General features: G+C 33.7%; 8 protein-coding genes. 1 reads left to right on the top strand and 7 read right to left on the bottom strand.

What is annotated here, in order from left to right; translation table 11 throughout:
* Positions 1 to 96: 96 nt before the first annotated feature.
* The gene (locus NTZ27_06770; protein MCX6174431.1) at positions 97 to 759 is read right to left on the bottom strand and encodes a hypothetical protein; all 663 of its coding nucleotides are present in this window, start codon (positions 757 to 759) and stop codon (positions 97 to 99) included.
* Between the two features lie 118 nt (positions 760 to 877).
* Between NTZ27_06770 and NTZ27_06765 the strand changes: the two genes are divergently transcribed.
* Positions 878 to 1,111 (top strand): zinc ribbon domain-containing protein, encoded by a 234-nt coding sequence (locus NTZ27_06765; GenBank protein ID MCX6174430.1) that lies wholly within the window; start codon positions 878 to 880, stop codon positions 1,109 to 1,111.
* Positions 1,112 to 1,159: 48 nt separating this feature from the next.
* Here the strand turns inward: NTZ27_06765 and NTZ27_06760 are convergent, their stop codons facing one another.
* The 6 genes from NTZ27_06760 to NTZ27_06735 are packed head-to-tail and all read right to left on the bottom strand — an operon-like array spanning position 1,160 to position 13,551.
* Complete coding sequence (locus NTZ27_06760) at positions 1,160 to 4,348, bottom strand: peptidase MA family metallohydrolase (GenBank protein MCX6174429.1); 3,189 nt, start codon at positions 4,346 to 4,348, stop codon at positions 1,160 to 1,162.
* Positions 4,349 to 4,368: 20 nt separating this feature from the next.
* Positions 4,369 to 6,468: a ribonuclease R gene (gene rnr, locus NTZ27_06755; protein ID MCX6174428.1), complete on the bottom strand. Its 2,100-nt coding sequence runs from the start codon at positions 6,466 to 6,468 to the stop codon at positions 4,369 to 4,371.
* On the bottom strand, positions 6,469 to 10,983 hold the full coding sequence (locus NTZ27_06750; protein MCX6174427.1) for a hypothetical protein: 4,515 nt from the start codon (positions 10,981 to 10,983) through the stop codon (positions 6,469 to 6,471).
* Entirely contained in the window at positions 10,983 to 11,462 is a 480-nt protein-coding gene (gene rfaE2 / locus NTZ27_06745) for a D-glycero-beta-D-manno-heptose 1-phosphate adenylyltransferase (protein ID MCX6174426.1), read from the bottom strand. Before rfaE2 ends, NTZ27_06750 begins: the two co-directional genes overlap by 1 nt.
* Positions 11,459 to 12,454: a D-glycero-beta-D-manno-heptose-7-phosphate kinase gene (gene rfaE1, locus NTZ27_06740; GenBank protein ID MCX6174425.1), complete on the bottom strand. Its 996-nt coding sequence runs from the start codon at positions 12,452 to 12,454 to the stop codon at positions 11,459 to 11,461. The genes rfaE2 and rfaE1 overlap by 4 nt, the downstream gene beginning before the upstream one ends.
* Positions 12,451 to 13,551, bottom strand: coding sequence for a hypothetical protein (locus NTZ27_06735; protein MCX6174424.1), 1,101 nt, complete (start codon positions 13,549 to 13,551; stop codon positions 12,451 to 12,453). Before NTZ27_06735 ends, rfaE1 begins: the two co-directional genes overlap by 4 nt.
* Between the last annotated feature and the right edge of the window lie 181 nt (positions 13,552 to 13,732).

Raw genomic sequence — 13,732 nt, 5'->3', positions numbered from 1 at the left:
AATCAAATCCTATTTCTAAAAATGGTTGCCAAATATAAAGAAATCAAAAAGGGATGTCAACTTAAAGAGCAGTTGTAACAGCCTGTGATCTGAGGGTTATTTCATCCTTTTACTGAATAAATAAACTATAACTACAACTAATACAAATAGAGCACACATGAAAATCCAAGTTGGAGTTTCTTTTAGTTTGAATGCGCGGTAGGTTGCAGATATATATTTACCTGTCCCGATTTCATCTAAAGAATATTTCCATGTAAGTTTATTTCTGTCAATTTCAGTAGCATTATGACTTAATATTTCACCAGGTAAATAATAAATATAAGAGATTGAAAAATTTTTGTTTTCAAAACCAAAACCTGTAGCAATTGCTGGAATAAATTGAGAAAATATCTTTGTGTTTTTTGGCCCATCTTTAATAGATAATTCAGACTTACGAAATGCAGGCGTGAGATTTAAGGAATCTAGACTACTAAAGTTAAGTTCGACTTTTGCATGCATGCTGCTATCTGCAGGGTTTTTATATACCTCAACATTCGTTATGGCACTATATTCAGATGAGAATTCCTTAAAGACAGAATCTTTGCTAAAAATACCAAGCTGTTCAACGATAGATGAATCTTTTGGTGTAGCCCATTTCATCCAATAATGGATGAACATATTTCCAGAACCATCTGTTTTGATAGTTGTAATCTGGGTGTAATTGAGACATCCGTTAAGTAATACAGAAATTGCGAACAGGGATAAGATTCTAAGTTTCATAACTCAAATTATTTTGAACAAATATGCGAAAAAAATGATTAACAAAATAGAAGTTTGATTTGTTAATCTCACTGTTTATTTTCTCATCCAATGTTTTGAAAATTATTTAAGGAAGAAAATGCCCACATACGATTATAAATGTTTAGACTGCGGTTATACGTTTGAGCATTTTCAGAGGATAACTGAAGTGCATTTGACAATCTGTCCCCAGTGTAAAGGACACATCAAAAGATTAATAGGTGCCGGTTCAACACCAATCTTTAGGGGGAGTGGTTTCTATCAAACCGATTATAAGAAGTCTGAAAAAAAATCAGAAAACAAACCAGAGAATAAACCAGTAGAAAAAAAATAGATCCTACCGGTAATGAAAAAAAGTAAATCTTTATACGATTTATTTCTTCTAAAAGTCTAATCCAAGTGATAAATAATAACGCGGTTCAGAGAATTTATCTAAATTATATTTCCATGCAACATCCACTCTCCATAAGAATAACATATATAATCTAAATCCAACACCGGTTCCAATCAATAGATCCTTTGTAACTGTATTACCATTATCATCTTTACCAACGAATTGTAATTTGCTTGTGTTATTCCAAGCCGAACCGGCATCAATAAATGCAACGCCCAAAATATTTTGGAAGAAAAGTGGTAATCCACCTGTTAATAGATATCGAATTATTGGTAATCGTAATTCGAGATTTAACAAGCCGTATTTTGTGCCTAATTGCTGGGCATAATCATAACCGCGTAACGGAAGTGCAGGGGTTAAGAATGCAAAATCATTAGCATTGGATATTGGAATACCGCCTGTTGCAAAACTCCTATTAATCCAGTTCTCGGTTCCACCGATAAAAAATCTCTGGGCATTAGCACCGCCGGAAAGTCCGCCGGAAAGTCTGAATACAAATCCGTTATCAAACCAAAAACGGAAATATTTTCTATAATCAACAACAATGGAATAAAAACTTTGTGTGCTTCTGGTAAAACCAGGATCACCAAATACAGTGAGTGAATAGCGCGTTCCTTCTATTGGGGAAGTATAACCCCACAATACATTATCTTGGACAAAACTAAATGAAGGTAATATATATGTGTTATGATCTGCTGGGACTGATGAATTATCCAAATTTTCCGCACTAACACTTAATACACTGAAACCGAAATCCATTCTATGAAAGCGATCCAGCGGATAGCTTGCCATTCCGATTAAACCGAAATTTGTGAATCGGTACAATTCTGAACCTAAGTTTGAATCCCTGTAAAGGAATCTTGCTGTATGAAATGCCTGGATACCAAAATCTACTCTCTCTTTTAAATAATAATAAGCTAAACCGTAATCGCTATTCTTAATATCTACTTGTAAACTTGTTTGACCGATTAAACGGTGATTACCAAGAACATCGCTGAATGAAAGTATAGTTGTGCCCAATAATCCGTATAGTGTGCTGTAACCAGCATTAGCATAAATTAAATCTGGAGAAAAATTGATTTTGTATCTGTTGACTAGAAAGTTACCGTTCTTATCCAGAGTCTCGTGGAAAATTTGATTTCTTTTTTCAATTCGTGCACTATCGCTTTCGGATGGATCATTTACGAAAACATATTTACTGTAATCGGTTTGTGTTGAATCTTTAACAGATTTTTTATTCTTCTCAAATTGTCCTACAAATATTTTTGTTTTTTGATTTGTTGAATCAGCAATTGCAACTTTATGTTGATTTGTAGAGTCTTTTAAAATAATTGTCTGAACAGCAGCTTTTTCTTCATTACTACTTTTTGCAGTAACTACAGATTTCATATAATCAGTATATTTTAATGAATCGGTTTCAAGTTTCATATCAAACGGATTGTTCAACATAAAAATGTTATAACCCAAATTATAAAGAGCAGTAAATACTATTTTTTTACCATCATACGAAAGTGACAATTGACCAAGATCGCTAAGAGAATTAGTGATTGGAATAGCTTTTGGAAATGATGATGAATGATTTTCTAATGAATCAATTTTTATTCTGTAAATATTATTGATACCATTTTTATCCGACACAAATAATAGTTCTTTACCATCAGAAGAAATAGCAGGAGATTTTTCATCGCTGTACTGCCAATCTGTTATACGGTCAATATTTTTTGTATCTACATCAATCGAGTAAAGATCGAGTTGCTTAAATGGATGATTAAACATTTGAAAATCTACTGTTGGTATTGTCTGTTTTAGATCATTACCGCGGTCTGACGAAAAAATTATTTTTTTCCCGTCGGGTGTCCAAATCGGATCTGTATCACTAAAAATATCGTTTGTTAGGTTAGTAAGATTCTTAGTTGAAAAATCATAAATGTAAACATCCGATTGCTGAGAGTTGTAAGCAATAAAAGCTAATTTATTTCCATCTCTGGACCAATTAACTGTTTCAATACCAGGTAGTTTGAACGGAAGTTCATAACTAATTTCCGTCTCTGCGTCAATAATTGTAATGACATCATATCCTCCCGATTTAGAAGAGAGAGCAACACGTTTATTATCCGGCGCCCAAGTTAATGATGGATGTAGAACTGTTAACTCTTCAAAATCGGTAGTCTTTCCACTTTCAACAATTTTTTTCAAAACCTTTCCATCTTGTGCATCCATTATATATACATCAAGATAAATATCACGATCAGAGATAAATGCAATTTTATCTCCTTGTGGTGAAAGGACAGGACTAGTATTATAAAACCCGCCGATTTTTTTATTATCGGTTAATCTTTTAGAAAGTTCATCAGGGTCTTGTTTGACAGCAATATCAGGCCAGAATTGTTTTTTCAAACTTTTTTTCCATCGTTCATTTAATTCTTCTAAGCCAATGCCTATAGATGCTTTCAGTGTTTGTTCAAGTGTACCATAATTTTGAATTTTATTTAAAATCTCGCCGACTTTTTGCCGACCGTAAGTATCAGCAATATACCTGAATACTGATTGACCGCCGCGGTATGCCAAATATCCCTCAAGCTGATTTATATCCGGAAGTGTTTCGCTAATAATAGAATTGCGTATGAACATATCGGTATTGGTTTCCCAACCCTGCGAAAGATATTCTGCACTTCCTTCCATAAACCAAGTTGGAACCTGAAGAGTTATTCCTTTTGCAATTATATTTTGAATAGTTCCGCCGAAATACATATCGCGCATTACTGCATGGACTAATTCGTGAGCGATTACGTGCTGAAATTTTTTATATGAACCTTCGAAAGGGAATACGACACGATTTTTAAATGGCTCAGTAAAACCGCCTGTGCCTTTTCCTGTATATTCATCGGTAACATTGGTTTCTTGAAAATCATTATGACTGTTATAAACAATAAGTGAGACCCTATTATTGAGTTGGTAATTCAAATCTTTCTGAATACCTGAAAGAGCATCTTCGGAAGCAGAGGCTGTAAATTCAGCTATCTTTTCGCCGCCAACTGTAAAGTAAATATCAAAATGTTTAGTCTGAATGTAGAACCACTCGGTATCTTTATAATTCACTTTATTTTGACCAAACTGTGCGAAGAGAGCAGTTGAAAAAAGTGTATATATTACAATTGTCTTAAATATTTTTTTCATAGTTCAACCTTTCTTAAACTTTAGTCTGAAAGTAAAACAAAATCAATTTCGCGTTTTTCCTGATCTACACGGATAAGTTTAACATTCACTTTGTCTCCTAAACGTATTTTTCTTCCAGTTCTTTTTCCTATGATTGAATAATTTTTCTCATCAAATACATAATAGTCATCATTCAAATCTCTTAATCTTATCAATCCTTCTGCAAGTGTTTGGCTTAGTCCAATAAAAATTCCAAAGTGTGTAATGCCCGAAACAACTCCGTGAAAATCTTCACCTACTTTACTTTTCAAATACTCAATTTGTTTCAATTTTACAGAAAGGCGCTCAGCATTTACAGCATTTCTTTCTTGCGCAGATGCATGATCACAAATTTCTTCTAATTCTTCCAGTGATAAATTTTTCTCTAGCTTCTCATGGTCGTAGCTAAATATCAAACGATGGACTATAAGATCCGGGAAGCGTCGTATAGGTGAAGTGAAATGTGTGTAATACCTAAAACCCAGTCCATAATGTCCAATGTTTTTTGTTGAATAAACTGCCTTAGCCATAGAACGAATCGCTATCTCATTTACAACTGCTTCTTCTTCTGTCCCTTTTACTTCTTCCAACAACAATTGAAACTGAACAGATTTGTTTGCTGAATTAGGATCGAAATGATAACCGAGCGATTTAACAAATCTTGAAAATTCAATAATTTTTTCTTTATCGGGTAAATCATGTATCCTATAAACAAATGGAATCGCCTTTTTGTTCTCTTTAGCTTTAACATGTTCTGCAACTATTTGATTTGCCAATAACATTAGTTCTTCTATAAGATTATGACTTTCACGGACTTCTTTAATCTTTATTTCAATTGGAATTCCGTTCTCATCCAACTTAAAATTAACTTCGGGAGAATAAAAATTTATGCTTCCTTTCTTCATTCTTTTTTCGCGGAGAGTCTTTGATATCTGATTTAATTGTGTGATCTCATCCTTAAAGTCACCATTACCACTCTCGATAATTTCCTGAACTTCATCATAACTAAATCTTCTTTTGCTGTTTATAATTGTTTTTTTAATTTCATAAGAAACAATTTTACAGCGCGGTGTCATTTCAACTATAACAGAAAAAGTAAGACGGTCCTTGTATGGAACTAATGAACAGATATTATTAGATAATTTTTCCGGAAGCATAGGAATAACTTTGCCGACAATATAAACGCTTGTGCCTCGTTCTAAGGCTTCATCATAAAGCGCCGTTCCTCGTTGAACAAAGTGACTTACATCCGCAATATGAATGCCGATTAAATTATTTCCGTTAGGAAGAACTTCAATTGAAACAGCATCATCAAAATCTTTTGCATCTTCGGGATCAATAGTAATAACTATTTTATTACGAAGATCGAGACGATTGTTTATTTCGGTTTGAGGAATTATATCTGTGAATGATTCTGCTTCACTTAAAACAGCTTTCGGGAATTTATAAGTCAAACCAAATTCGCGTGCAATTGATGCTATCTCAGCATCGTAGCTTCCGGCTTTTCCTAAAATTTCAATTACTCTGCCTTCCGGATTTAGAAGAGGAGCTTTCCATTCAATATCGCCAACAACAACTTTTTCTCCCTCTTTTGAGCCGCTTAGTTTATCGGAAGGGACGTATATATCACGGTGGATTTTGTCGTCATCAGGGGCAATAAAATAAAATGATTTACTTTTATGTAACGTCCCAACGATTTCCTTCCGCTTTCTTTCAATAACACGAACAATTTCTCCTTCCAAACTTTTACCGCGCCGTGATGGTATTAAAACAGCTTCAACTAAATCTCCGTTAAAAGAAGTATTTAAATTTTTCCCCGCCACAAAAATGTCTTTTATCTGCTTGTCTTTAAGCAAAACAAATCCGTATTCGCCGCCGTTAATAATCTGAAGTGTACCGATCAGTTTTCCTGTATCGAACTTATTCAGTTGATAACGTTTGCTTTCTTTCTGAAGGAATCCTTCATCTGTAAGTGCATGAAGAAAATGCCTCAATTCAGCGTAAGCGAATTCATCGTTTGCATTTAGTTTCTTTGCAAGTTCTTTCGACTTGAGCTTTATTGAAGGATGATTCTTAAAAAATGCTTTGATTTCTTTTTTCATTTAAAATTCGAATTTATATTTAAGTGCCATTTCGTTTATTTTTTCATCCAAGCCAAATGAAGTAACTATAGGATCTTTCCTTTCTAGTCTAATTAAGAATTTGGGATTGATAAGATATTCAACTTTGATGTTTGCTTTATTTATATTTTGGAAAACTTCCGTTGTACCGCCAAAACTATAACGAAGATTTTGAATCCTTCCCGAGAGAGAAAATTTTGTAAAATAGCTGGATTGTGTTATTTGTATATTATTCACCAAATCGCCAACTTGCGAGTTAACGAAACTAGTTAGAACAGAACCAAGAAATGAAGAAGAAAGATTGCCAACAAGATTTGTCTGCCCGGCAACTTGAGTTTTATCCTGGGCAGTCAGATCATTTTTAAACTTACCGGAAATAATAAATGCAAGCGCATCGGCGTAATCATATCTTGAATCGCTGATATTGTTCTGAATGTTTCTTGCGCCGATATAAACACTAAGGCTTTCCTGATTATTAGCTAAATTTTTTCCAAGATCTGACAAAGCGCTTTTAATTTTAATTTTAACTGCAACATCTTGAGGAACACTGCTTACATCATGCGGATCTCTATAATCGCTAGTATAAGTTGCAACAATATCTAAATAAGGATTTGTAACATCGCTTTCAAAACGGATAAACCCAGCTGCCTCAAACGTTTTAAAGAATTCTAATTTTGAACCTTGTAAAAGTTCGAACGCACCTTGTGCTCTTGACTCTCCGCCAAAACTTGAATATTTCAAATCGCCCCGCATCTCAACAAATAATTTTTGATTAACAGCTTGTGAAAGTATAAAAACAAGTTTAGCGTTATTCTCTGCGCTGATTCCAATTTCATAATCAAAGCTGAGAGGTTTTTCTGTTTTTTGAGATGATTGTTCTTGTAATACTTTCTCTTTTAATAAAACTTTCTGGAATAGAGCTAGCTCTCGATCAATTTTAGTAGAGTCTTGAATAAAAATAAAATTGAAATTTTTATTTTGAGACTCACCGTTTGCTTGTCCGGTTGTATAAACTAGATCGGTATTCTTCATTAAGAAATTTCCTTTGAAAAATATCCGATCGCCCGGTTTACTCAAAACCCAGTCGCCGTCGCTTCCAATCAAAAGATCACCGTAAAAATTAGGGCTCACAGATTGCGATTGCTGACCGAGTACAGCAAGGTCTCCATTGAAATGAAGATCCATATCTTTCAAACTGAATCCGTCAAATGAAATCCCTCCGGCACCGTAAACTGTTCCGGAATATTTAGATCCGCCGGCGTTGGATAAAATAAAATTATCTAATTTCATTTCCTGATTTTCGAAATGAGTTTTTGCAGAACAGTTGTAATCTAAATTATTGTAAACTGATTTAAAGTGTCCATCAGTTAAATTAATGTATCCTTTATAAATCGGATTTTTAAATGATCCGCTGAGATCAACATCTGCAGAAAGAGTTCCTTTTTGATCTGTTATACCGGGAATTATTCTACCAAGTGAACTAAGATCAAAGTTTGCTGACTTTAATTTTATACTTAAAGGTTCATTCTCAAGAAATCGTTTGCTGACAGTTGATAAGCTTAGATCTATAGGCAAACTGCCTTTAAGAGAAAATAAAGGATTTTGTTGGTTGGTATTCAGATCAAGAAACACAAAATCAGTTGTAAGTTTTTTATCTGAATAATTTAGCGATCCTCTAATACTGCCGAGCTTAGTTGAAGAAATCTGTAAATTTCTCAGATCGAATAAAATATTCATCACGGGGTTTTCAAATTTACCTTCTATCTTTCCATCCAATGATCCGTTTGCTATTAACTGATTATCTTTATAACCCAATAAATATCTTTCCAATAAATTTCCGGAAATGCGGTTTGCATTAATATTCAAATTTTGATTTCCTGATCTTTCAATTTTTCCACTTAGGCTGATTGTTGATGTATCGTGCTGAACAGTGCATTGAAGTATTTTGAAGAAATCCGGATTAAAAAGAATTTTTACTGTGTCTTTGTTCGACCATTCTAATCTATCATATGTTACAGATAATTTATTAACAGATAGTAATTGTTCATTCGGGGTCATGTTAATAATTCCATCGGCTTCGGCATAAATCATATCCTCAATATTTGCCGAGCCGCTGAAAAATAATTTGCTCTGATTGAATGCAATATCCGCAGAGATTGATTTTACATTACTGCCGGAATAAAATCGTTTTCCTGTTAGTGAGGCCGTACCGAATAATTTATCAAATGAGAGGGAACTGTTATCGCGGGTGAAATTAATATCGGAATCAAGATCGGATATATAAATTGTAGTTTTGTCTTGCATCATTACAAGATAATCTAATTTCATTTGGTTTGAGATGGAGAAATTCCCGTTTTCATTTTTTACTATTCCTTTACCATTGCCGGAAATATCAAGCTGATCATTTCCTAGAAGCATTGCTATTAATTCGAAATCCTTAAATTTAAAATCGTAATTAAATTTTAGATTCTCATTAACTATATCCGGCACAGTAGTATCAATTTCAATTTTACTCTGTTGATTACTGACAATCGAAATTGGGTTTAATTCGCTAACTTTTTTTGTGATTATATCGGTAATGGTTTTCGATTCATACGAAATAAGAGCGATAGCTTTTTTAAGTGAAAAATCCCCATCAATTTTGAAATCTACAAAATCTGAAGTAAGTAATATCTCACGATTTGATGGATCATTTTTGATAGAACACTGAATATTCGAATGATCAATTTTTTTATTTTTGAAGCGTGAAGAATCTACCCCGAACGCAAATGAACCGGTAAGTTTATCGGGATCAAAGTTTTTACTATCTGCGGAAAAATAAAAATTTAAATTGCTTTCATATTTTTGATCTTTTAAGAAAGTGGCAAGATTTAATTTATTTAATTGTCCAACTAAATTGTATGAAGGTATTGTATCTTTATCGAAGGACAAGTTACCTTTCACAAGTGCGCTAGTATTGCCGCTAAGTCCATCTATGTTTAAATCTATTACTCTGTTCGCTGCATTTAAATTTACAATAAATCTGTCAAGCGGATAACCGTTGAACGAAGATCCGTCAGCGTTGAATTTAAAATCAGCATTGAAATCAACAGGGGAGACCCCTTTCCCCATTAAACTTCCTTTAGAATTTAAAAGCGTGTTAATATTTATCACAGTTGCAAGATTTAATTCATTCGTTTCAAATTTGATATCATAAGCCATCGGATTTGCATTAAAGTTTAATGAAGCATCAAATGAAACTTTACCATTCTCAATATTGCCTACAAACTTTGTCTTGAAATTTGTCGGTTGTCCTTCATATTCAATATTGACACCTTTCAGATGAAGTAAAGCGTACTCAGGTAACTTCAAAGTTGGTAACAATGCATTAACATCTTCATAATTAATATCAGTATTGTAAATCTTAGCCTGAATAAAAAGATTTCCCGGAGAATTGAGATTTAAAATTTTTCCATCAATCCTGAGATGAGTATTGCGGTAATCTAATGCAAGTTTTTCAACTCTAAAATCACCGAACTTTCCGCGGACTTTTAATTCCATAGAAGGATTACCCTTTAAAAATTTTGTACTTCCTATGAAAGATGAGAGATCATCGAAGTTGAATGATTTTGCATCGGCATTAATTGTAACTGGATAATTCTTAAAATCATCCAAGTGAACATTCCCGAATAGATTTAAACTATCTATCCGCGCATTTAATTTAAATTCACTGCTGTCTGTTAAGAAATACAGATTATTAATACTTGCAAAATTTTTAGTAATTGCAAATTCACCGGAAATATTTCTTAAACTAAAACGCGTAAGGTTCGGCTTAAATGATAGTTCTTTTAAGATCAGTAAATAGTTGGAATTATCAACATCAACAAACGCTTGGGCTACAAAGTGTAAATTATTAATTCGAAGATCGTCCATATTCATCATTGGATAATTTTGCTGCGATTTATAATTCGCATAAGATTGCCGCATAAATTGAATGTTATGCAATTGTAAATCATTTACTTGAACAAAAAATGGGAATGACGTTTTTGTAGTGTCTTTGGGTTTAGGCTTAATTAATTTGGAAAAATTCCAAGCGCCAGATGAATCTTGAAGCATAGCAATCTTTACATCATCCAAAAGTATTTTTCTAACGTAAATCTTTTTTAATAATATCTGTAGAGGACTGATCTTAATCTCAACATTTCGTGCGTAGAAAAGAGTATCATTACCAACAGCCACCGATGTATTTTGAAGAAAGAGAGATGTGAAAATAGTACCATCTAATTTTTCAATGTTTAGTTTACCGTTAATTTCTTTGTTAACTAAGGAAATTACTTTTTCGCGTAGCGTTTCTCTAAATGTTTTGGTCTGAGTGAATCCTAGTAAAATTAGAAAGATTAAAATAAATCCCAGAAAAATGCCGATGAAAATATTCACAGTTTTATGGAACGGACTTCGCTTAACTTTTGGGGAAGTCTGTTTTACTTCGTCGGTATTTTTTTTTTCTTGATCAGCCATTACTTCTTAAATCTTTCCAGAACGGTTTTAATTATATTAGTTGTAGAAATATTATTTATAAATTCAATTGTTTCTACTTTACCTCCGTTAGCTTCTACAATATCACGTCCTACAATATTTTCTATAGACCAATCTGCACCTTTTACTAAAACATCCGGAATAATTTTTTTAATTATTTCATATGGAGTTTCTTCATCGAAGATCACAACATAATCAACCGGTTTGAGAGAAGAGATAATAAAAGCCCGTTCATTCTGCGGTACAATTGGGCGAAGTTCGCTTTTAATTTTTTTTACGGACAAGTCGGAATTAACTGCTATGATTAAAATATCACCTTTGGATTTGGCCTTGGTAATGTAATCTACATGTCCGGCGTGTAAAATATCGAACACACCATTTGTAAATACTACCTTTTTGTTTTGCAGTTTCAGTTCTTTTCTGATTTCCGCAAGCTCGTTAATGTTTTTAATATTACTCATTTCAACTCTTTTGACACTGCGTTAAATAAAGTGTTTAATTCTATTGGAACAATTCCCACTTCCTGACAAACCAAGCCGCCGGCATAGTTAGCTAAATATGCAGCATCAAAAATTTCTGCGCCTGCGCTAAGTGCCATTGTTAATGTTGAGATAACAGTATCGCCGGCACCGGATACATCAGAAACTTTTCTGGCAATGGTTGAAACTCTTCTTTCAAGTTTTCCCTTTTCGAAAAGTGCAATCCCTTTTTCTCCTAATGTAAGAAGTACATATTTGCAGTTAAGCTGTTCAAGTAATCTAAATCCGGCTTTTGTAATATCTTCTTCGGTTTTAATTCTGATTCCAAAAACGTCTTCAGTTTCTTTCCTGTTTGGTTTGAAAACCGTAACATTCTTGTATGAAAAGAAATTCATGAATTTAGGATCTACGGTTACAATAATATTTGCACTCTCTGCAAGCTTAATGATTTGTGTAATTAGATTTCCGGTAAGCACGCCTTTATTATAATCTTGAAGTATTATCGCATCAAGTTTTTTAAGTTCCTTTCTAAGCAATCCTAATATTTTCTTTTCTGTAGATGGAGATATTGCAGCAGTTTTCTCTTTATCAATCCGTACGATGTGCTGCTTATCGGCAATGACTCTTGTCTTTGCAGTAGTTGGTCGCTTCGGATCAATTACAATTCCTTTATCAGTAATTCCACTGTCTTTCATCAACTTGCGAATAATTTTTCCTTCATTGTCATCTCCAATTACACCGATAGGAAAGGGTATTCCGCCGAGTTTTAAAATATTATAAGCAACATTCATTGCACCGCCGAAGCGGAAAAATTCTTCATCAACTTCAACAACTGGAACGGGAGCTTCGGGTGAAACTCTTGAAACTCCACCCCAGAAATAACAATCCAGCATCAGATCGCCGATAACCGCAACACGTTTTCCCGAGAAATTGTTTTTAAGTGAATTCAATTTTTTGAATGAGACGTTCATCATTTTTTCACTCCGCTTTTGGTACTGCTATGGATTCCTATCCACTGTGCAAGCTTATTGAAGAAATTAACTTTAATCAACCCGGTTTCTGTTCCGAGCCACAACTTTGTTCCGTCGAAAAAGATCGAGTAAACTGTTTGCGGAATTCGATCATCGCGAATTGGAATTATTTTATTTGTCATTCTGTCTATCAAAACAATTCCTCTTCCAAAAGTTTCTTTTGCGTTTTTACCAAACTGATATAACGATACCCAAATATACTTACCGGTTCGTTCTAAATCATAAATTCCGTTAGCCGGCAAACCTTTTGAATCATCGAACCTGAGCCAATCATTTTTTCTATTGAACCGGAACAATCCGCCTACATTAAATTCAGGTCTTTCAGGTGTAATAAACTCATCCAATCCGATCCAGACAAAATTTCTGTCGAATAAAATTGAAGTAATGGAAACTTGCTCACCTTCTCCATCAAAGTAATTGTATTTAGTATCATAAAAAGTTAAAGAGTTCTTATCATTAAGGTCTTTCGATTTATCATACTTGTGTAAACCGGCTTCAGTTCCAAACCAAACTAGAGAATCGCCATCCACCTGAATTGATTTAATGGTGTTGGTCTTCTCGTTTCCTTTCACGGTTAAATCGTAATCGTTGTATTTTTTTTCTTTCAGATCGAACTTGGTAAGATATTTAAATCGTCCGATCCAAAGCGCTTTTTCAAATTTATCATAAGCTAAAGCGCGGATCCAATTAGCTAACTGACCACCAAGACCAAATTTTCTTTTTGTCCATGAGTCATGTCTCTTATCTAAAATAAAAAGTCCGTCTGTTGAACCTGCCCAAACATAATCTTCATTAGCGGCAATGCAATAAAAGAAATCGTGTTGTAAATTTCCAAATGAAGTTGAATACTGCATCCATGCATTTGTTTTGGGCATATATTTAAAAATACCGTTTCCGTTTGTAGCGAACCAGAGATTAGAACCGTCGCTGGTTATACCCATAACTTGAGCACCGCCTAGAAAAAATTCAAGATCGGATTGCTCTTGAGCGTGAACATTTATTCCAAACAAAATGAAAAGCAAAAACAATATTTTCTTCATTACAGAAATTATCAGTTAGTGAATAGCTTCGATTTCTATTGGGAAATTTAACACTAAGTAAGTAGGGATGGAAATGTTTATGAAAGATTTTTGTTCCATCGTATTGCGCTATAAAAAATGTCTAGACTACTGGAGCGACCAAACTTTTTTGGAAAATATTTATTACATTAATCATGTAAAC

The organism is Ignavibacteriales bacterium, assembly GCA_026390775.1.
GTDB lineage: Bacteria > Bacteroidota > Ignavibacteria > Ignavibacteriales > Melioribacteraceae > Fen-1258.
This window is presented reverse-complemented; position numbering and strand designations above follow the sequence as displayed.

Coding starts and splice junctions, on each gene's coding strand:
- NTZ27_06770 (MCX6174431.1), bottom strand. CDS start 759: ATGAAACTTAGAATCTTATCCCTGTTCGCAATTTCTGTATTACTTAAC.
- NTZ27_06765 (MCX6174430.1), top strand. CDS start 878: ATGCCCACATACGATTATAAATGTTTAGACTGCGGTTATACGTTTGAG.
- NTZ27_06760 (MCX6174429.1), bottom strand. CDS start 4,348: ATGAAAAAAATATTTAAGACAATTGTAATATATACACTTTTTTCAACT.
- rnr (MCX6174428.1), bottom strand. CDS start 6,468: ATGAAAAAAGAAATCAAAGCATTTTTTAAGAATCATCCTTCAATAAAG.
- NTZ27_06750 (MCX6174427.1), bottom strand. CDS start 10,983: ATGGCTGATCAAGAAAAAAAAAATACCGACGAAGTAAAACAGACTTCC.
- rfaE2 (MCX6174426.1), bottom strand. CDS start 11,462: ATGAGTAATATTAAAAACATTAACGAGCTTGCGGAAATCAGAAAAGAA.
- rfaE1 (MCX6174425.1), bottom strand. CDS start 12,454: ATGATGAACGTCTCATTCAAAAAATTGAATTCACTTAAAAACAATTTC.
- NTZ27_06735 (MCX6174424.1), bottom strand. CDS start 13,551: ATGAAGAAAATATTGTTTTTGCTTTTCATTTTGTTTGGAATAAATGTT.